Raw genomic sequence first — 17,967 nt, forward strand, 5'->3', positions numbered from 1 at the left:
GTATCATGCCCGGCCCGCGTGGATCGAGTAAATTCTCGGTAATCCGCCTGTGCAGCCGGTGCGTCGGCTGCGGATCAGTTGGTCGGCGGCTGGAAACTGGCCGGGGCCGGATCGATCACCCGGCTGCTGCCGCGGCGCTGGATTTCCAGCACGGCCAGGCCGCGCTGCACCAGGCCATCGGCCCTGAAACGGAAAATCCCGTCATAGCCGGCAAAGCCATCGGGATTGGACAGGCCCGCCTCATCGAAGGGTGTGGCGGTATCGGTCCGCCGCGCCAGGATGCCGACCAGCGCGGTGGCATCGTAGGCCAGGCTGGCGAGCCGCGGCGGTCGGCGGGCGAAGCCCTGCTCGAAGCGCCGGCTGAATTCGATAAAGCCGTCCGGCGCCGGGCCGGCATACCAGCCGCCGACCAGGGCCGGTTCGGTGCTGAGCGCGGCATCGTCCCACAGGCCGGTGCCGAGGAAGCGCACGGCGCGCGGATCGATATCGAAAAACGGCAGCAGCGGCGCCAGGGCGCGCAGCCGCGCGCCGCCTTCGGGCAGCAGCAGGCCGTCGACCGGCCGCGGCAGGCTGGGATCGGCGCCCTCCACCGGCGGCTCTTCGGGGCCGCGCGGCGGCAGGGCGCGCAGGGCGGCGGCGAAGCGGCGCACCGTCGGCGTCAGGTCGCCGGTATCGACCGGGTAGCGGTCCTGGTGCAGCATCTGGCCGCCGGCGGCACCGGCAGCCACCGTTGCAGCCTGCGTCACCGCATTGCCGTAGGGCGAATCCGGCGCCAGTACGGCGAAGCGGGTGAGGCCGCGTGTGCGGGCATAGCCGATCACGCGTTCGACCTGCTGGTCCGGCGTGAAACCGAGCAGATAGGTGCCGCCGCCCGCCACGCTGCGGTCGGTGGAAAAGCTCAGCACCTTCACATTGCGCTCGCGCGCCACCGTGCCGACGGCGGCGGCCTCGTTGGAAAACAGCGGGCCGATGATGATCTGGGCGCCCTCGGCGATCACGCGGCGCGCCGCTTCGGCGGCCTTGTCGGCGCTGCCTTCGGTATCGCGCGGCAGTAGCACCAGGCGGCTGTCGGCCAGATCGAACAGCGCCAGCTGGGCGGCGTCGAACAGCGCCCGGCCCAGGCCGGCATTCGGGCCCGATAAGGGCGCCAGGAAACCGATGCGGATGGCATCGGCGCTGCTTGGCGCGGTCAGCATGGGGGCATTCAGCGGCGGCAGCGGCTGGGTTTCGATGGCCAGCGACGGCAGTGCCGGCTGCGGCAGGGCCGTGCCGGCGGGCGGGATGTTGGTCTGCGTGCCGGCGCCCGCCTGATGGGCCGGGGTGCCGGGCGAGGGGGCGACGCGCTGCGGCGCACCCGGCGCCACCCGCTCCAGCAGTCCGGGCAGGCCGCCCTGGGCCTGCGGGCCGCTCTGGCAGGCCGCCAGCATGGCCAGCATCAGCAAAGGCAGAATACGACGGAGGAAACCGGATATCGGGGCGGACAGGGGCATGGGAGGCATAGACTGGGCGGAAAGGCCCACTCTACAATGCATGACGCAGCTCATTCCGAAGCCCATGACAGATCCAATCCAGTCGCCGCCCGAACGCTCAACTTTCGGGGTCGATGCGGCGCAATTCACCCCCGGCTTATATCTGGTGGCCACCCCGATCGGCAACGCTGCCGATATCACGCTGCGTGCCCTCGCCCTGCTGCAGCATGCCGACCTGGTCGCCTGCGAAGACAGCCGCGTCACCGGGCCGCTGCTCAGACGCTACGGCATCGATACCTCGCTTTTCCCATACCATGAGCATAATGCGGCAAAAGTGCGGCCCCAGCTGATCGAGAAGCTGCAGGGCGGTGCCGTGGTGGCCCTGGTGTCCGATGCCGGCACGCCGCTGATCAACGATCCGGGCTACAAACTGGTACGCGCCTGCATCGAGGCCGGTATCGCCGTCACCGCATTGCCGGGCGCCTCGGCCGTGCTGGCTGGCCTGAGCGTCTCCGGCCTGCCCAGCGACCGTTTCCTGTTCGCTGGCTTTCCGCCGCCGAAAACCGCTGCGCGGCGCAAATGGCTGGCCGAACTGGCCGGCATTCCGGCCACCCTGGTCATGCTCGAAAGCGCCCAGCGGCTGGGCGACAGCCTGGCCGATATGGAATCGGTGTTCGGCCCGGCGCGCGAAGCCGCCGTGACGCGCGAGCTGACCAAGAAATTCGAGGAAGTGCGGCGCGGCACGCTGCATGATCTGGCCGCCCATTATGCCGCCCATGGCGCGCCGAAGGGCGAGATCACCCTGGTGATCGCTCCGCCGGCGGAGCAAGCCGCGGCCTCGGCCGCCGATCTCGACAGTGCACTGGCCGAGGCGATGGCCCGGCTGCCGCTGCGCCAGGCCGTGGATGAAGTCGCGGTGCTGCTCGGGCTGGGCCGCAAGCCGGTCTATGCCCGGGCTCTCGCATTGCGCGACGGGGACTCCCGCGATGGCGGCACGGACTGACCGTCACAGCCGGGGCAGGGCCGGCGAAACCCGGGCGGTCTGGTGGCTGCGGCTGCAGGGCTATCGCATCCTGGCCCGCAACTGGCGCCACCCTTTGGGGGAGATCGATATCCTGGCGCGGCGCGGCCGGCTGGTGATTGCCGTGGAGGTGAAGTGGCGTGACAGTTTCGCGCAGGCCGCCGAGGCCGTGCAGGCTGCGCAACGCCATCGCATTGCCCAGGCGGCTGCGGTATTCTTGGGCCAGCAGGCCGATGCCGCCACCCTGTCGCTGCGTTTCGATGCCATGCTGCTGGTGCCCGGTCGCTGGCCCCGTCATATCCGCGATGCCTGGCGGATCTGACGTCCGGTCCGGGCTTGTCGTCACACCTGAGGAGTTCCGCTTGCGTCCTGTCTGCCTTGCCTCCCTGTTTCGCGTAACGCCCTTTGTCCTTCTGCTGCTGGCCGTGCCGGTCTTGCAGGGCTGTGTCGGTGTGGCGGTCGGCGCCGGTGCCGCCACCGGTGTTGCCGCCGCCGAGGAGCGCGGCATCAAGAATGCCGCCAACGACAAGGGCATCCAGCTCGCCATCAACGACAAATACCTCAAGGAAAACCAGTATGTCTGGCGCAAGCTGTCGATCACGGTGATCGAGGGCCGCGTGCTGCTGACCGGCGTGGTGGGCACGGAGTTCTCGCGCGACGAGGCCACGCGGCTGGCCTGGACGGCGAGCGACCGTATCCAGGAAGTGATCAACGAGGTGCAGGTGACCAGCGCCGGCGATCTGGTCGACAGCGCCAACGATGCCTGGATCACCACGCAGCTGCGCGCCAAGATCGCCACCGACAAGGAAATCGTCGACATCAACTATTCGATCGAGTCGGTGAACGGCACGGTTTACCTGATCGGCCTGGCGCAGAACGATCAGGAAATCACCAAAGTCACCGACTATGCCCGCACCATCAAGGGCGTGCGCAAGGTGGTCAGCCATGTCTGGCTGAAGACCGATCCGCGCCGTCGCCCGGTATAGGACATGCCATGACCGACCGCGCGGCGATCGAAACGGCCCTCAAGGCTCTCGGCGCCGCGCCCGATGACGGACTCGACATCGCCGAGGCAGCATTGCTGCTCTCGGCGCTCGACAAGCCGGGCCTCGATCTGGCGCCGTATCGCCGCCATCTCGCCGATATCGCCGCTGCGCTCAGCCGTATCGAGGCGGATACCGAAGTGGCGCCGCGCGCCATGGCGCTGGCCGCCGTGCTCAGTGTGGAATTCGGTTACCGCGGCGACACCGAGTCCTACGACGATCCGCAGAATGCCGATCTGGTCCGCGTCATCGACCGGCGCATGGGCCTGCCGGTCAGCCTCGGCATTCTCTATATCTTCGCGGCACGCGCCCAGCTCTGGCCGGTCGCCGGCGTCGATTTTCCCGGTCATTTCCTGATCCGGCTCGAAGGCGAGGATGGTGCGCTGATTCTCGATCCCTTCCACCAGGGGCGCATCGCCGCGCCGCCGGAAATGAACGACCTGCTGCGCCGCGTCAGCGAAACCGAATTGCGGCCCGAACATGTGCGGTCGATGACGGGCCGCGAGGTGCTGCTGCGCCTGCAGAACAACATCAAGGCGCGCGCCTGGCGCGCCGGCGATATGGAGCGGACCGCCGAAACCCTGCGCCGCATGCTGCTGGTGGCGCCGAATTTCGCGCCGGCCTGGCGCGAACTCGGCGTGGTCGAGGGCCAGCTCGGTCGCATCCGCCAGGCCATGGCCGCCACCGAACGTTTCCTGATGCTGGCCGGCGACGAGGCGGCGAGCCTTGAGGCCGAGGCCTTCCTGCGCCACATTCGTCTGCAGCTGAACTAGGCGTCCGGTTGAATCGGGCGCCGGCAGCCCCAGTTCAGGTCTCGCGTAAAACACAAAAAAGGCCCGGCTTCCCGATTTGGGGAAGCCTGCTTTTCACAAAAAAGGCCCGGCTTCCCCGTTTGGGGAAGCCTGCTTTTCACAAAAAAGGACTGTGCCATGGCCCTCAAGGTGGCGATCCAGATGGACCCCATCGAAAGCATCGACTTCGACGGCGACAGCACTTTCGTGCTCGGGCTCGAAGCCGAAGCGCGCGGCTATGCGCTGTTCCATTATCTGGCGCGCGATCTCAGTTTCCGCGATGGCAAGGTGCTGGCCCGCGGCCGCGCCATGCGCCTGCGCGCCGACCGCGACGATTACTACACGCTGGGCGATCCCGAACTGGTCGATCTTGCCGATATGGATGTGGTGCTGATGCGCCAGGATCCGCCCTTCGACATGGCCTACATCACGGCCACGCATATCCTGCAGCATATCCACCCCAAGACGCTGGTGGTGAACAACCCGGTCGCGGTGCGCAATGCGCCGGAGAAGCTGTATGTGACGCATTTCGACGGCGTGATGCCGCCGACGCTGATCTCCTCGGATATGGAAGCCATCAAGGCCTTCCGCGCCGAACACAAGGACATCATCCTCAAGCCGCTGTTCGGCAATGGCGGCGCCGGCGTGTTTCATCTCACGCCCGACGACGAGAATCTGGGCTCGCTGCTCGAAATGTTCACCAAGCTGGCGCGCGAACCGGTGATCGTGCAGCGCTATCTGCCGGAGGTGCGCGCCGGCGACAAGCGCATCATCCTGATCGACGGCCGCCCGGTCGGCGCGGTCAACCGCGTGCCGGCCAGGGGCGAGGCGCGCTCGAACATGCATGTCGGCGGCCGCCCGGAAAAATCGCTGCTGACGCCGCGCGAACAGGAAATCTGCGACATCATCGGGCCGCATCTGAAGCGCGAGGGCCTGATCTTCGTCGGTATCGACGTGATCGGCGACTATCTCACCGAGATCAATGTGACCTCGCCCACCGGCATCCAGCAGATCAACCGCTTCAACGGCGTGAAGCTGGAAGCCGAGATCTGGGATGCCATCGAGGATGCCCTGGCCCGCCGCGTGATGGCCTAGCGCCCGGATTCGCCGCGCCGGGGCTTGGCCGATCTCGTCCGGCCTGCCACCGTATGCGTGCATACATCTGCCCCGTAACACGGCGTTTTGCCGCATGAATAGGCAGTCGCATCCCGTCAGATTTGGTCAGCATCTTTCACCGTGACATTTGACCCTTGTTTGCTATTGTCCGCCGCCAACATCGGCGACCAACCGAACGACGTTATGGGCGGGGGAAGCAGAGTTAGTGGTTCAGGGGGCGTTTCTCGGCATTCAGGATGTGCAACGACTGCTGGCGGACCCTTCGCCGGCGGCGCGCGCCGACACGGCCGCGAAAGTCGCCCGCGCCTATGCCAATGAAAACGAGGGCGGCCCGGCCTTAAGCGCGGTCGAGAAAGATCTCGCCCAGGCGATCATCGCCGCACTCGCCCGCGATGCCGAAACCCTGGTGCGCCAGGCGCTGGCGGAACAGCTCCGCGATTCGCCGCAATTGCCGCGCAGCCTGGCGCTCCGGCTGGCGCGCGATGTCGCCGCGGTGGCCACTCCGCTGCTGCAATTCTCGCCGGTCTTCACCGATGCCGACCTGATCGAACTGGTGCAGGCCGTGTCGCCGCTGCATCAGAGTGCGATCGCCGGCCGGGCACGGGTCTCGGCGCCGCTGGCCGATGCGCTGGCCAGCCATGCCGCCGAACCGGCCGTGGCGGCGCTGATGAACAATCGCGGCGCCGCCGTCAGCGGCGCGATGATGGAGCGCGCGCTCGACCGTTTCCCGGACAGCCGCGCGCTGGGCGATGCGCTGGCGGGCCATCCCGGCCTGCCGCCGAAATTCGCCGCCCGCCTGATCGCCCAGGTTTCCGATGCCCTGCGCGATGCGCTGATCAGCCGCTACCAGATTCCGCCGGCGATGGCGGCCGATACCATGATCCAGCTGCGCGAGCGCAGCCTGCTCGGACTGCTGGGCGACGGCGCCGAACCGCCGGCGCTGGCCGATCTGATCGTCGATCTGCACAAGCGCGGCCAGTTGACCGGCACGCTGCTGCTGCGGTCGCTGGCGGGCGGCGACATCGCCTTCTTCGAACAGGGCGTCAGCCTGATTGCCGGCGTGCCGCTGCATAATGTGCGCCTGCTGCTGCACGATCCCGGCAAGCGCGGCCTGCAGGCGATCTACCAGCGCTGCCGCCTGCCGCAGGATCACTACAAGATGGTCGAGGCGGTGATCGATCTGGCGCGCGGTTTCGATTTCCTGCGCGGCACGGTCGAACGCGCCGAATTCGTCGAGGTGGCGACGGCCATGATGCTGGCCGATTTCGCCATGCTGTGGGATCACCAGGAACAGCGCTGGCTGACCCGTCGGCGCAGCCGCGCCCAGGCGGCGCAGAGAATGGCGGCCGCCTGACGCAGGACGGCCAAAGGCCGTCCGTCTGCACTGCGGTTTTAAGGCGAAATGCCGGTCCGTGCGGCCGGGAAGGACACCGTGATCCTGGTGCCCTTGCCGATCGCGCTGTCGATGGCGATGCTGCCCTGATGGGCACGCACGAAGGCCTGCACCAGCGACAGGCCGAGGCCGACGCCGCCGTATTTGCGGCTGAGCTGGCTGTCGGCCTGCTCGAAGGCATCGAAAATGCGCGACTGGTCTTCCGGCGCGATGCCGATACCGCGATCCGTCACGCAGAGCAGGATTTCGTTGCTGGCCGGATCGTGGCTGGCGCTGGCTTCGACGGGAATGCCGGTCGGCGAGAATTTCAGCGCGTTGCCGATCAGGTTGATCATGACCTGGCGTACCAGGCGCGCATCGGCATGCAGCGGCGGCAGCGTGTCCGGCACCGACACATTCACCGCATCGGCATTGCGGCCGTAATGCGATGCCGCCAGCCGGGCGCAGATCGGCAGTTCCTCGTCCAGCATCACCGGCTGTTCGTGCAGCACGATCTGGTTGGCCTCGATACGGGCGAGGTCCAGGATATCGTCGATCACCGACAGCAGGTGCCGCGCGCTGCCGTTGATGTCGCGCAGATACTCGTCGTATTTCACCCAGTCGGGGCCGAACATCTTCTGCTGCACGATGTCGGAAAAGCCGATGATGGCGTTCAGCGGCGTGCGCAGTTCGTGGCTCATATTGGCCAGGAAGATCGATTTCGCCTGGCTGGCTCGCAGGGCGGCATCGCGCGCCTTGCTCACTTCGCGGAACAGCTCTTCCAGGCGGGCATTCTGGCTCTGCAGCTTGGCGCTCGCCTGCTGCTGCTCGGTGATGTCGATCACGATCAGCGCGCGGTCGCCCTGCGGCGTGGCGCGGCGGCCGACCTGGATCCAGCGGCCGCCGGGCAGCTGCAGCACGCCGCCGGCGATCTCGCTGGTCAGCAGCGCGTCGGGCAGGCCGGCGCGGCGCAGCAGGCTGTTGAGATCGGCGCCGCGCACGAACAGGCCCTCGTCCAGGCCGAGCAACGCCGGCAGCCGGCGGTTCCACAGCTGCAGCCGGTTTGCCGCATCCAGGAAGGCGAAGGCTTCCGTGCTCTCGGCAATGTCGAGCAGCTCGCCCTGGGCGGCGCGGATGCGGGCATAGAGCGTGGTATTCTCCTCGTGCAGGCGGCGGTTGCGCAGGATCACGCCGTTCACGATGCGGTTGGTCAGCATCATCGCCGCGGTATACAGCGCCGACATCACCGCCATCGCCAGGCCGATCACGGTGCCCTGCGACAGGAAGAAGGCGATGTAGGGCAGCGCGATCAGCAGCATGTAGGTGACGGCCGCTTTGGGCACCACCGCCAGCGTCGCCGCCGAGCCCGCGATCATGCCGGCGGCAACCATGATCACCAGCATCTGATGCGCGGCATCGAGATGCGGCAGGAACAGGGCGGCTGCGCCCCAGGCGGCGCCCGAGAAGGCGGCGCCCCAGATATCGAAGGCGCGCAGGCGGGCCGAGCGCTGCTCATTGCGCTGGACCCGGCGGTTATGACTGACCCAGCGATACAGCATGTAGCTCAGGCCGGCGGCATGCAGCAGCCACCAGCTCAGCAGCCAGTTCAGCGGCACCTGGCCCACCAGCAGCAGGGCGACGGCACTGACATTGGCCAGCGTGACGGCGGCGTTGATCGGCACCACCTGGCGGAAGCTGTTCAGCGCAGGGTTCCGCCGCGGCGCTGCGACGGATGCGGCATCGGTGGGGCGGGGTGTGGTTTCGCTGGCGTCGGACATCTGGCCTCGGCTTCACTCAACCGGAATTGCGGCGGCGCCGCAACCGCCCAGATGCGCTACGGGGGTCGCGACCGGGTTCACCAGCCGTTGACGCGATCCCATTCGGCGACGATCTCAGGCCCGCCCCCCGGCTGCCCGCTGTTCCGGGCGGGGTCGATCACAAAATAGCGATCATACATCGCGCCGGTCATGCAGACGTGGTTGGGCAGCACGCGCAGCCGGCTGCCCGGGGCATGGCCGGCAAAATCCACCGGTTCCGCCTGCTTTCCGTCAGGAGTCAGGGGACCGCCGACCAGGCCATGCTCCTGATGCACGTCGTACACGCTCAGGCCCGGCAGCGGCAGGGCATCGCCGGGGCGGCAGACCCGGCCGTATCCGGTGCCCGGCGCATGCTTGTTGGCGCCGGTATCCTTCGACAGGGCAAGGCCGCCGGCATCGATCAGGAAATGATTGCGGCCCGGATGATGTGCCACCACGGCGGCCAGCACCGAGACGGCGACATCTTCCATGCGGCAGGTGCCCAGTGCGGCCTGGAACAGGTCGAAGAACACGTAATTGCCCGGGCGCATTTCGGTCACGCCGTCCAGGCTCTTGGCAAACAACGCCGTCGGCGTCGATCCGACCGAGACGATATCGCAGGCAAAGCCCGCCGCGCGCAGGCGCGTCGCGGCCGTCACCGCCGCCAGCCGTTCCTCCTCGGCGATGCGCTCGATCTCGGCGATGCCGGTGGCATTGTAGGAATGCCCGGCATGGGTCAGCACACCGGCCAGGCGGCTGCCCGGCTGTGCCGGGTCGCCGGCCAGTATCCCGGCCAGCGGCAGCAGGAGGTCGGAGTCCGGCGGGATGCCGGCGCGGCCCAGTCCGCAGTCGATCTTGATCAGGACGCGGAAAGCCACGCCGAGTTCGCGGCCCTTGTCGGCGATCGCCTGCGCCACGGCCGGATGGTCGGTGATGATCTTGAGATCAACGCTCGCCGGATCGCCGCCGGCGCGCATCAGGGCGGCGACCTGGTCCAGCTTCTGCGGTCCGATCGGCACTGCATAGGTGATGTCGCGGAAGCCGTGACGGGCGAAATACGCTGCCTCGGCAAGCGTCGACACCGTGACCGGGCCTTTCGTGCCGTTATGCGCCAGCTCCGCCACCCTGGCCGACTTCGCCGTTTTCAGATGCGGCCGCAGCTGCACCTTCAGCGCCTGCGCCCGCGCCTGCATGCGGGCGACGTTGCGCAGCAGCCGGCTGCGGTCGAGGATCAGCGACGGGGTCGGGAGCTCCGTCAGATCGTGAAATGCCTTCATTGCAACTCTCCAGTCTGCATCGGTGTTACGCCGGATCGATCGCAACAGGGCCCGGCGGCAGGTCGCCGGCCCGGCGGTCCCACATCGCCCGGTAGGCGGCTTCGATATGGCGGGTGAAGCGCGGCGTGTCGAACAGCGGGCAGGTGCTGCGGTTGAGCGCCAGCCTTTCCCGGATGCCGTTCAGCTTTGCCGGGCTGGTCGCCAGTTCCAGGGCCAGCGCCTCGTAATCGGCAGAGCTCGTCGTCACCATGTCCGGCAGCCCGGCCGCGTGCAACAGGCTGGCGGCGACACGGCCGGCAAAGGTGTTGCCCAGCCGGGTCAGCACCGGCAGGCCGGCCCACAGGGCGTCGCTGGCCGTGGTATGCGCATTGTAGTGGAAGGTGTCCAGGAACAGGTCGGCCAGCCGGTGCCGCGCCAGATGCTCGGGCGAGTCCATCCGTCTGGCGAAGACCAGCCGTGCCGGGGCGATGCCGCGCGTTTCGGCTTCCCGGCGCAGCATGCCGGACACGCCGTCGCTGCTCTCCAGCAGCCACAGAACGCTGCCGGGCACCCTGTCCAGCAGGCGCATCCAGATGTCGAAGACATCGGGCGTCAGCTTGTAGTTGTTGTTGAAGCAGCAGAACACGAAACCGTCCTGCGGCAGGCCGGCATCCGCGCGGCTGAACGGACGCGGCGAGATGTCGCGCCGGTTGTCGGTCACCTGGTAGGAATGCGGCAGGCGCACCACCGCTTCCGTGTAATGCGGCGCATGCTCCGGTGGGATGACGATGGGATCGGCGATCACATAATCGATGAAGTCGGCCCCCATGGTGCCGGGATACCCCAGGTAGCTGGCCTGTATCGGCGCCATGCGGCTGGCGAAGATCTTCGTCCGCTCGTTCTGCGTATAGCCTTTCAGGTCGATGGCGATGTCGATCTGCAGGCGCCGGGCGAGGTCGACGATCTCCGCATCGGTTTTCGCCTGCACATCGAGGAAATGCTCCATCCCGGCCTCCAGCCGCCGGCGCATCTCGTCGCCGGACGGCGGCCCGAAGGAAAAGCCGAAAATCTCGAAGCGGCTGCGGTCGTGATGTTCGAACAGTCCCGCCATCAGATAGGCGGTCGCATGCCGGTAAAAATCGGCCGAGAAATAGCCGATGCGAATCCGTTCGCCGCGGCGCGGCGCGGGAAAGGCGACAGTCTCGGACGGGTATTTGTCCCTGCTGTAGAATTCCGCGCATTGCTTCTGCAGCGCCGGGGTGGACGGCAGGCCCAGAAACGCGAAGGGCAGCGCGGCGACGCGCCCGGCCGCCACATTGCCGGTGATGGTCGCGCAGTCCTCGTCGAAGCTGGACCAGTCGCACAGCGCCATCTTGGCCTGGAAGCGGATGCTGTGCGCATAGGGCAGGGTCGGCTTCAGCGCGATGGCGCGGTCGATCTTCGGAATCGCCTCCGCCGGCCGGCTGAAGCGGTTGAGCACGATGGCCTGGTTGCCGAGCGCCTCGGGGAAATCCGGCTTCAGCGCGGTCGCCTTCTCATAGGCCGCCAGCGCCTCGTCGTAATGGCGCAGCGCCGTATGGACATTGCCGCAGTTGCACCAGGCCTCGGCATAGTCGGGCCTGGCCGCCAGCGCGCGCCGATAGGCCGCCAGCGCGCCGGCCAGGTCTTTGTCATATTCCCGGCAGCGGCCCAGATTGAGCCAGGCCTCGGCATTGTCCGGATCGGCCGCGGTCGCCTGCTCGGCCCAGCCCCTGGCCTCGGCATATCTGTCCTGCGCGATCAGCGCGGCGGCCAGGTTGCTCATCACCGACGGCCGCCCGGGAACCAGCCGGTGGGCCGAGCGCAGGCAGGTTTCCGCGCCGGCATAATCTTCTTTCAGCAACAGCTGCGCCGCCTGCAGGAACATTGCCCTGGCGGTTTCCAGATTATTGTTCACGCGCGACCGCTCTCCCCGCTGCAGCACAGGCCGCGTTATAACAGACGACACGAGTCATCCGGAAATACACTTTCACCTCGGCGCCAGCACCAGCTGCGTCTGCGTCACGATGGCGGCCAGCCTGCCGTCGGCCCGGGTGATCCTGGTCTGCCACACCATGGTGGTCTTGCCGCGATGCAGCGGTGTGCATTCGGCAAAGGCGCTTTCGCCCGCCGGGATGGCGGCGAAGAAATTGGTCTTGCTCTCGATCGTGGTGGTGGAAAACCCCGCGGCCAGGTTGGCCACGGTGGCCACGGCGCCCAGCGTGTCGGCAAAAGCCATCACCGCGCCGCCATGCAGGATGGCCGGGCTGGTGCACAGTTCGGCCTTCACCGGCAGTTCCGCGGTCACCTTCTCCGGGCTGACCGACAGGATTTTCAGGCCCATCAGGTCGGCGAAGGGCAGGGTGGGCAAGGTTGGCATCGCATCCTCGGGGTGTTCTGATTGCCTGAAAGGGCGTATCGGGTTTTCAGCCCGGACAGATCCGTCCCGACCTACGACGTTTCCTCGTCGGAGCGCATGCCACCAGGGTTATGCATCATCGGGGCGGGCATGGTGCCATTCGGCACCATCGGCGTCATGGTTGTTTTCTCACCCATTATGCGGCCCTGGTTCATCGCCTCCACCTTGCGGCAATAAACGTGGTAGAGCACGGTCATGATCTCGCGAACGGAGCCTTCACCGATGCGGTAAAATACCTGATGCGCCACGCGGCGCGTGAGGACGAGTTGGTCGCGTCTCAGGCGGCCCAAATGCAGCGAGAGCGTCGAAAGGTTCATCCCGACGAGCCCTGCCAACTCGGTCACGGACCGCTCATTTATGGAGAGATGGCACAGGATCATGATTCGATAGCGGTTCGCCAGTGTACGCAGCAATTCTGCCGCGGTATCGGCCCGCAGGGCGAGTTCCGCGATCTCTTCGGCCGAGATCGTCATTTCGCTGCCAGTGGCGCGGGCTGGCGCCTGATCCTGCGGCATGGCGCTCATGCCCATCGGGCCAGAGGTCATTGGGCCAGACGTCATTGGGCCAGGCATTCCCGGCATCATTGTCGCAGCCGGGCCGCTGTTTTGCCGCATTGGCTGCGACGGCTGCTTGCCCTTGTCGTTGTCATTGTCCATGGCGTGTACCCATGGGCCTCCTCAAAGCCCGCTTTTATTGCGCCGTTCCAGGCGTCTCGTGACCGCCGCAGATGACCATGGAAATTGTCATGGCCGACATCTAGGCGATTCTCCCTATCGTTGCATACCCCAGCGTATCACGGTTCGGTTCTCGACGGCGCGGAAAATCACGCTTTCCACGAAAAGTCCGATCAGGATCACAGTCATCAGACCAGCAAAGACATCCGCTGTCTCCAAGGCATTGCGGCGCTCGAAAATGAACCAGCCCAGGCCGCCCGCACCCGAGGAAACGCCGAAGACCAACTCGGCGGCGATTAAGGTGCGCCATGCAAAGGCCCAGCCGATCTTCAGGCCCGAAAGAATCGATGGCAAAGCGGCGGGAACGAGGATCAGGCAGACATAGCGCAACCCGCGCAGACCGTAATTCTGTCCGGCCATGCGCTGCGCGTCGGGGACGGAGCGGAAACCGACATGCGTGTTCAGCGCTACGGCCCAGAGCACCGAATGCACCACGACGAAGACGATGCTGCCAGTACCAAGGCCGAACCACAGCAGCGCTAGCGGCAGCAGAGCGATAGCGGGCAGCGGATTAAACATGGCGGTGAGCGTGGAAAGAATGTCCGCGCCAATGCGACTTCCGGCCGCAAGCCCTGTCAGGATCGCGGCTGCCAGCATGCCGGCGCCGTATCCCATCGCGAGGATGCGGAACGAAGTTGCCACCCGTTCGAGCAGAACGCCGTCCGCAATGGCACGAAACAGGGCGATAGTGGTTTCGATAAAGGTGGGAAACAGCAATGTGTTGTTGATCACGCGCGCATTGATCTCCCAAAGCAGGGAGACGCAGGCGATGACCAGCAGGCGTCTGGCCCATGACTGGTCGGCCAGGCGCAGTGCCAGCGGCAGTTTTTCCTGCACGGGCGCTCCGATCTCGGATGCCTGCAGGGGCTTGCGCAGGATTTCCGGGCGCGGCGTGGCGCGGCGCCCGGTGTAATAACTTTCACTCATGTGTCACCTCCGCATCCGCAACTGCGGAGTCTGCAAACAGCATGGTATGGATACGGCGATGCAGCGACTGGAAATCTGCGCCGCCCAAATGGCGATGATCAAAGGTCGATGCATCGAGTTCGGCCATCACCTGGCCGGGGTGCGGCGATAGTACGAGGATGCGGCTGCCCACTATGATGGCTTCCTCGATCGAATGGGTGACGAACAGGGTGGTGAAACCGATGTCGTCCCACAGGCCGAGTAGTTCTTCCTGCATCCGCCGCCGCGTCAGTGCATCAAGTGCGGCATATGGCTCGTCCATGAGCAGGATATCCGGCTTCATCGCCATGGCGCGCGCAATCGCCACGCGCTGCTTCATGCCGCCGGAAAGCGTGTGGGGATAGGCGTCTGTCGCGCGCGCGAGGCCGACCTTCTCCACATACACGCGCGCGCGTTCATACGCTTCGGCGCGTTTCGCACGGCCCGCCGCGATAAGTGGAAAAGCCACATTGGCTAGCACCGTCTTCCAGGGCAGCAACTGGTCGAATTCCTGGAAAACCATCATACGATCCGGTCCGGGCCGCAGCACCGGCTGTCCGCGCAACATGATCTTGCCTTCGGCAGGTTCGATGAAACCGCCGACAGCCTTCAGGAGAGTGGACTTGCCGCAGCCTGACGGCCCAAGCAGCACGAAGCGGTCGCCTTCCCGGACGTCGAAACTGACGCGCCATGTGGCGGTGACGATCTGTTCCGGTGTTTTGTAGCGCAACGTGACGTCGCGGACGTTAAGCAGCGCAGTCGCGTTCTGCGGTGCCTTTGCGGGGGGCTGCGGTGACGTGTCCATCAATAGAGCGCCAGACAACGTCAATTGCCTTTCCGATCGTGCATATTTTCCCAGAACAAATCCTTCCAGCTTGCAGGCATGGTCTTGATCTGGCCGCGCTTATGCATGAATTCCACGTATGGCATGATCCCGGTTGGCGTCGACGTGAACTCGAAATATTTCGGGTCCCGGATCAGCGCTTCGATGTCTTCCACCGGCGTCTTGTCTCCGCTCGATTTCACGTAGATTTCCGCAGCTCGGCGCGGGTTGCTGCTGATCAGCGCCATGGCATCTTCGATCGCCAGCGCAACGGCCTTGAATACACGCGGATTTTCTTCCTTCCAGGTGCCCGTATTGTAGAGCACGCTGCCGGAATGCGCGCCGCCGAGCACGTCCTCCGACGACAGCACGCGGTGCACCTTGGGATTTTTCTGCTCCTGCCAGAGGAACGGCATGGAGGCGAAATGCGACGTGATTTCCGTGTGCCCGCCCAGCAGGGCCTGCAGGGCCTCGGGATGCGGCATCGAGATCGTCTGTTTGTCGAGGATATCCGCCTTGGCCGGGCCGAGGAATTTCTCGGCGGCCATCTGCAGCGTGAGGGCCTGAATCGATATTTTAACGGCCGGCAGTGCGATCTTGCCCTTGCCTACCAGGTCGGCCAGGGTCTTGACTGTGGGATCGATGGTATTCAAGTGCAGGGGCGTGTTGCCCATGGAGGCGATGGCTTTCACATTCTGCTTGCCGATGGTTTTGTCCCACAGATTGATCATCGGCGGCACGCCGCCCGAAATGAAATCGACCTGGCCCGACAGCAGGGCGTCGATCATCGCGGGTCCACCATTCAGTTTGCGCAGCGTAGCAGTCACCGGGCCGACGCCGAGTTCCTCGCCGCGCTTTTTGATCAGCTGTTCGGAGGCGATCACGGTAATCGGCATGTAGCTCAGGCCGAAGCCTTCGGCAAAGCGCACTTCGCTGACTTCGGCGCACACGGCGCCAGAGGCAAGCACCAGCGCGGAGAATGCTGCGAAAAACGATTTCCTGATCATCTGCTGTCTCCTGATTTGATTGCGTTGATAATTGCTTCCTCGACGAAATCGAGCCTGTCCTGACCCCAGAACATCTCGCCGTTCACGAAGTAGGCAGGTGCGCCGAACACGTCTGCCTTGATTGCATCTTCCGTGTTGCGGACATATTCGGCCTGTATATCCGGCGTCAGCGCCGCATCCAGGAGGCTGGCGTCGAGGCCGAGCCGGGAGAGGATTTCCAGCAGCACGTCGGGTGCCGATATGTCGCGATCTTCAGCCCAGCAGGCGCGCAGAATGGCTTCTGAGACCAGGATTGGATCGATGCCTTGGCGCTGAACTGCGATGACAAGCCCCGAAGGCTGCTCGCGGGCGCCGGAATGGAATTTCGGTTCCAGCGCGATGGGCAGGCCGCGCCGGCGAGCCCAACGCTGGAGTTCCAGAAGACGGTAACGTTGCCGGGTCGGATGTCGCTGATGCAGCAGCAGTCCACCGGTTGCGGCAAAAACTTGCCGCATATCGGAGGGCCGGTGGCGGATGGTGACCCCATGGCGCGCCGCAATCGTCGCGAGGGCAATGTGGCCGAGATACGTAAAAGGTGAACTTACGGAATAGAAATACTCGATCTGCACGCGTCTTGGCCCCCCGGCTGGACTTAGTTTCAGCATTTATTATAAATTTAAAATTATCAAATATAAAAAACATAGAAACATGCAATTTTATGCAAGGCTGGTCTGCCAGCAGGCCGTGAAAAATCAGGCCGTGAAAAATTATGGCGGAATCCGGGCAGCCCTCCCTTGACGGGGGCCGGCAGGCTGCTTAAGTGTCTGGCGCTCTCCCCAGGGGAGTGCTAACAATTCAGGGAGAAGTGACTAAGTCACTGTTTTTCTTGGATTTTCCGAATTCAGATGCGACAACACTTAGGAGGATCGCATGAAGTTTCGTCCGCTGCATGATCGCGTGGTGGTAAAGCGCGTTGCAGAAGAAGAGCGCACCGCCGGCGGTATCATCATCCCCGACAGCGCCAAGGAAAAGCCGATGCAGGGCGAGATCATCGCCGTCGGCGCCGGCGCCCGCGACGAGAACGGCAAGGTTCAGCCGCTCGACGTCAAGGTCGGCGACCGCGTGCTGTTCGGCAAGTGGTCGGGCACCGAGGTGAAGCTCGATGGCTCGGAGCTCCTGATCATGAAGGAGTCCGACATCATGGGCATCATCGAAGGCACCCCCGCCAAGAAGTCCAAGGCCGCTTGATCAGCGCCTGATCCGTCAGAACAATTCAAGGAGATACAGCAATGGCTGCTAAAGATGTCCGTTTCGGCGCTGACGCGCGCGGCAAGATGCTGCGCGGCGTCGACATTCTCGCCGATGCCGTCAAGGTCACCCTCGGTCCGAAGGGCCGTAACGTCGTGCTCGACAAGTCGTTCGGCGCCCCGCGCATCACCAAGGACGGTGTGACGGTCGCGAAGGAAATCGAGCTGGCCGACAAGTTCGAGAACATGGGCGCCCAGATGGTGCGCGAAGTGGCCTCGAAGGCGAATGACCAGGCCGGCGACGGCACCACCACCGCCACCGTGCTGGCCCAGGCCATCGTCCGCGAAGGCGGCAAGGCCGTCGCCGCCGGCATGAACCCGATGGATCTGAAGCGCGGCATCGACCTCGCCGTCGAGAAGATCGTCGAAGACCTGAAGAGCCGCTCGAAGAAGATTTCGGGCACCAAGGAAATCGCCCAGGTCGGCACCATCTCGGCCAACGGCGACACCGAAATCGGCAACATGATCGCCAAGGCGATGGAAAAGGTCGGCAACGAGGGCGTCATCACGGTGGAAGAGGCCAAGAGCCTCGAGACCGAGCTGGACGTCGTCGAAGGCATGCAGTTCGACCGCGGCTATCTCTCGCCGTATTTCATCACCAACGCAGAGAAGATGATCTGCGACATGGAAAACCCCTACATTCTTCTCCATGAGAAGAAGCTGTCGGGTCTCCAGGCCATGCTGCCGGTTCTCGAAGCCGTCGTGCAGACCGGCCGTCCGCTGCTGATCGTCGCCGAAGATGTCGAGGGCGAAGCCCTTGCCACCCTGGTGGTGAACAAGCTGCGCGGTGGCCTGAAGGTCGCCGCCGTCAAGGCGCCGGGCTTCGGCGATCGCCGCAAGGCCATGCTGGAAGACATCGCGATCCTGACCG

Annotated in this window: 18 protein-coding genes; 8 read left to right on the forward strand and 10 right to left on the reverse strand. The window is 65.3% G+C overall.

What is annotated here, in order from left to right:
- Positions 1–74: 74 nt before the first annotated feature.
- Positions 75–1,490, reverse strand: a complete 1,416-nt coding sequence (locus tag OJJ21_RS10140; protein WP_297685785.1) for a penicillin-binding protein activator — start codon at positions 1,488–1,490, stop codon at positions 75–77.
- Positions 1,491–1,554: 64 nt separating this feature from the next.
- Between OJJ21_RS10140 and rsmI the strand changes: the two genes are divergently transcribed.
- The 6 genes from rsmI to OJJ21_RS10170 all read left to right on the forward strand — a co-directional run bounded on the left by rsmI (position 1,555) and on the right by OJJ21_RS10170 (position 6,794).
- Complete coding sequence (rsmI, locus tag OJJ21_RS10145) at positions 1,555–2,472, forward strand: 16S rRNA (cytidine(1402)-2'-O)-methyltransferase (protein ID WP_297685787.1); 918 nt, start codon at positions 1,555–1,557, stop codon at positions 2,470–2,472.
- Complete coding sequence (locus OJJ21_RS10150; protein ID WP_297685789.1) at positions 2,456–2,812, forward strand: YraN family protein; 357 nt, start codon at positions 2,456–2,458, stop codon at positions 2,810–2,812. The genes rsmI and OJJ21_RS10150 overlap by 17 nt, the downstream gene beginning before the upstream one ends.
- A 40-nt stretch (positions 2,813–2,852) precedes the next feature.
- Entirely contained in the window at positions 2,853–3,476 is a 624-nt protein-coding gene (locus tag OJJ21_RS10155; protein ID WP_297685791.1) for a BON domain-containing protein, read from the forward strand.
- A gap of 8 nt (positions 3,477–3,484) precedes the next feature.
- Positions 3,485–4,306 carry a transglutaminase-like domain-containing protein gene (locus OJJ21_RS10160; protein ID WP_297685793.1) on the forward strand — a complete coding sequence of 274 codons (822 nt, stop codon included), beginning with the start codon at positions 3,485–3,487 and terminating at the stop codon, positions 4,304–4,306.
- 156 nt (positions 4,307–4,462) lie between these two features.
- Complete coding sequence (gene gshB, locus OJJ21_RS10165; protein WP_297685795.1) at positions 4,463–5,419, forward strand: glutathione synthase; 957 nt, start codon at positions 4,463–4,465, stop codon at positions 5,417–5,419.
- Between the two features lie 226 nt (positions 5,420–5,645).
- Positions 5,646–6,794 (forward strand): DUF2336 domain-containing protein, encoded by a 1,149-nt coding sequence (locus tag OJJ21_RS10170; protein WP_297685797.1) that lies wholly within the window; start codon positions 5,646–5,648, stop codon positions 6,792–6,794.
- Between the two features lie 38 nt (positions 6,795–6,832).
- Here OJJ21_RS10170 and OJJ21_RS10175 read toward each other — a convergent pair whose 3' ends face one another.
- From OJJ21_RS10175 to OJJ21_RS10215, 9 genes are all read right to left on the reverse strand, one after another.
- Entirely contained in the window at positions 6,833–8,590 is a 1,758-nt protein-coding gene (locus tag OJJ21_RS10175; protein WP_297685799.1) for a HAMP domain-containing sensor histidine kinase, read from the reverse strand.
- 77 nt (positions 8,591–8,667) lie between these two features.
- On the reverse strand, positions 8,668–9,885 hold the full coding sequence (locus OJJ21_RS10180; RefSeq protein WP_297685801.1) for an alanine racemase: 1,218 nt from the start codon (positions 9,883–9,885) through the stop codon (positions 8,668–8,670).
- A gap of 25 nt (positions 9,886–9,910) precedes the next feature.
- Positions 9,911–11,800, reverse strand: a complete 1,890-nt coding sequence (locus OJJ21_RS10185; protein ID WP_297685803.1) for a tetratricopeptide repeat protein — start codon at positions 11,798–11,800, stop codon at positions 9,911–9,913.
- Positions 11,801–11,872: 72 nt separating this feature from the next.
- Complete coding sequence (locus OJJ21_RS10190; protein WP_297685804.1) at positions 11,873–12,262, reverse strand: PaaI family thioesterase; 390 nt, start codon at positions 12,260–12,262, stop codon at positions 11,873–11,875.
- Positions 12,263–12,333: 71 nt separating this feature from the next.
- A complete protein-coding gene (locus tag OJJ21_RS10195; protein WP_297685806.1) occupies positions 12,334–12,957 on the reverse strand; it encodes a metalloregulator ArsR/SmtB family transcription factor in 624 nt (207 codons plus the stop codon).
- 114 nt (positions 12,958–13,071) lie between these two features.
- A complete protein-coding gene (locus OJJ21_RS10200; protein ID WP_297685808.1) occupies positions 13,072–13,872 on the reverse strand; it encodes an ABC transporter permease subunit in 801 nt (266 codons plus the stop codon).
- 82 nt (positions 13,873–13,954) lie between these two features.
- The gene (locus OJJ21_RS10205) at positions 13,955–14,809 is read right to left on the reverse strand and encodes an ABC transporter ATP-binding protein (protein WP_297685810.1); all 855 of its coding nucleotides are present in this window, start codon (positions 14,807–14,809) and stop codon (positions 13,955–13,957) included.
- The gene (locus OJJ21_RS10210) at positions 14,806–15,810 is read right to left on the reverse strand and encodes an ABC transporter substrate-binding protein (RefSeq protein WP_297685812.1); all 1,005 of its coding nucleotides are present in this window, start codon (positions 15,808–15,810) and stop codon (positions 14,806–14,808) included. The genes OJJ21_RS10205 and OJJ21_RS10210 overlap by 4 nt, the downstream gene beginning before the upstream one ends.
- Positions 15,807–16,418, reverse strand: coding sequence for a 2-hydroxychromene-2-carboxylate isomerase (locus OJJ21_RS10215; RefSeq protein ID WP_297685814.1), 612 nt, complete (start codon positions 16,416–16,418; stop codon positions 15,807–15,809). The genes OJJ21_RS10210 and OJJ21_RS10215 overlap by 4 nt, the downstream gene beginning before the upstream one ends.
- A gap of 301 nt (positions 16,419–16,719) precedes the next feature.
- Between OJJ21_RS10215 and groES the strand changes: the two genes are divergently transcribed.
- Positions 16,720–17,037, forward strand: coding sequence for a co-chaperone GroES (groES, locus tag OJJ21_RS10220; protein WP_297685816.1), 318 nt, complete (start codon positions 16,720–16,722; stop codon positions 17,035–17,037).
- Positions 17,038–17,078: 41 nt separating this feature from the next.
- The coding region (gene groEL, locus OJJ21_RS10225) for a chaperonin GroEL (protein ID WP_297685818.1) at positions 17,079–17,967 on the forward strand (889 nt) is incomplete at its 3' end.

The sequence above is a fragment of the Ferrovibrio sp. genome (genome assembly GCF_025869515.1).
Classification (GTDB): domain Bacteria; phylum Pseudomonadota; class Alphaproteobacteria; order Ferrovibrionales; family Ferrovibrionaceae; genus Ferrovibrio.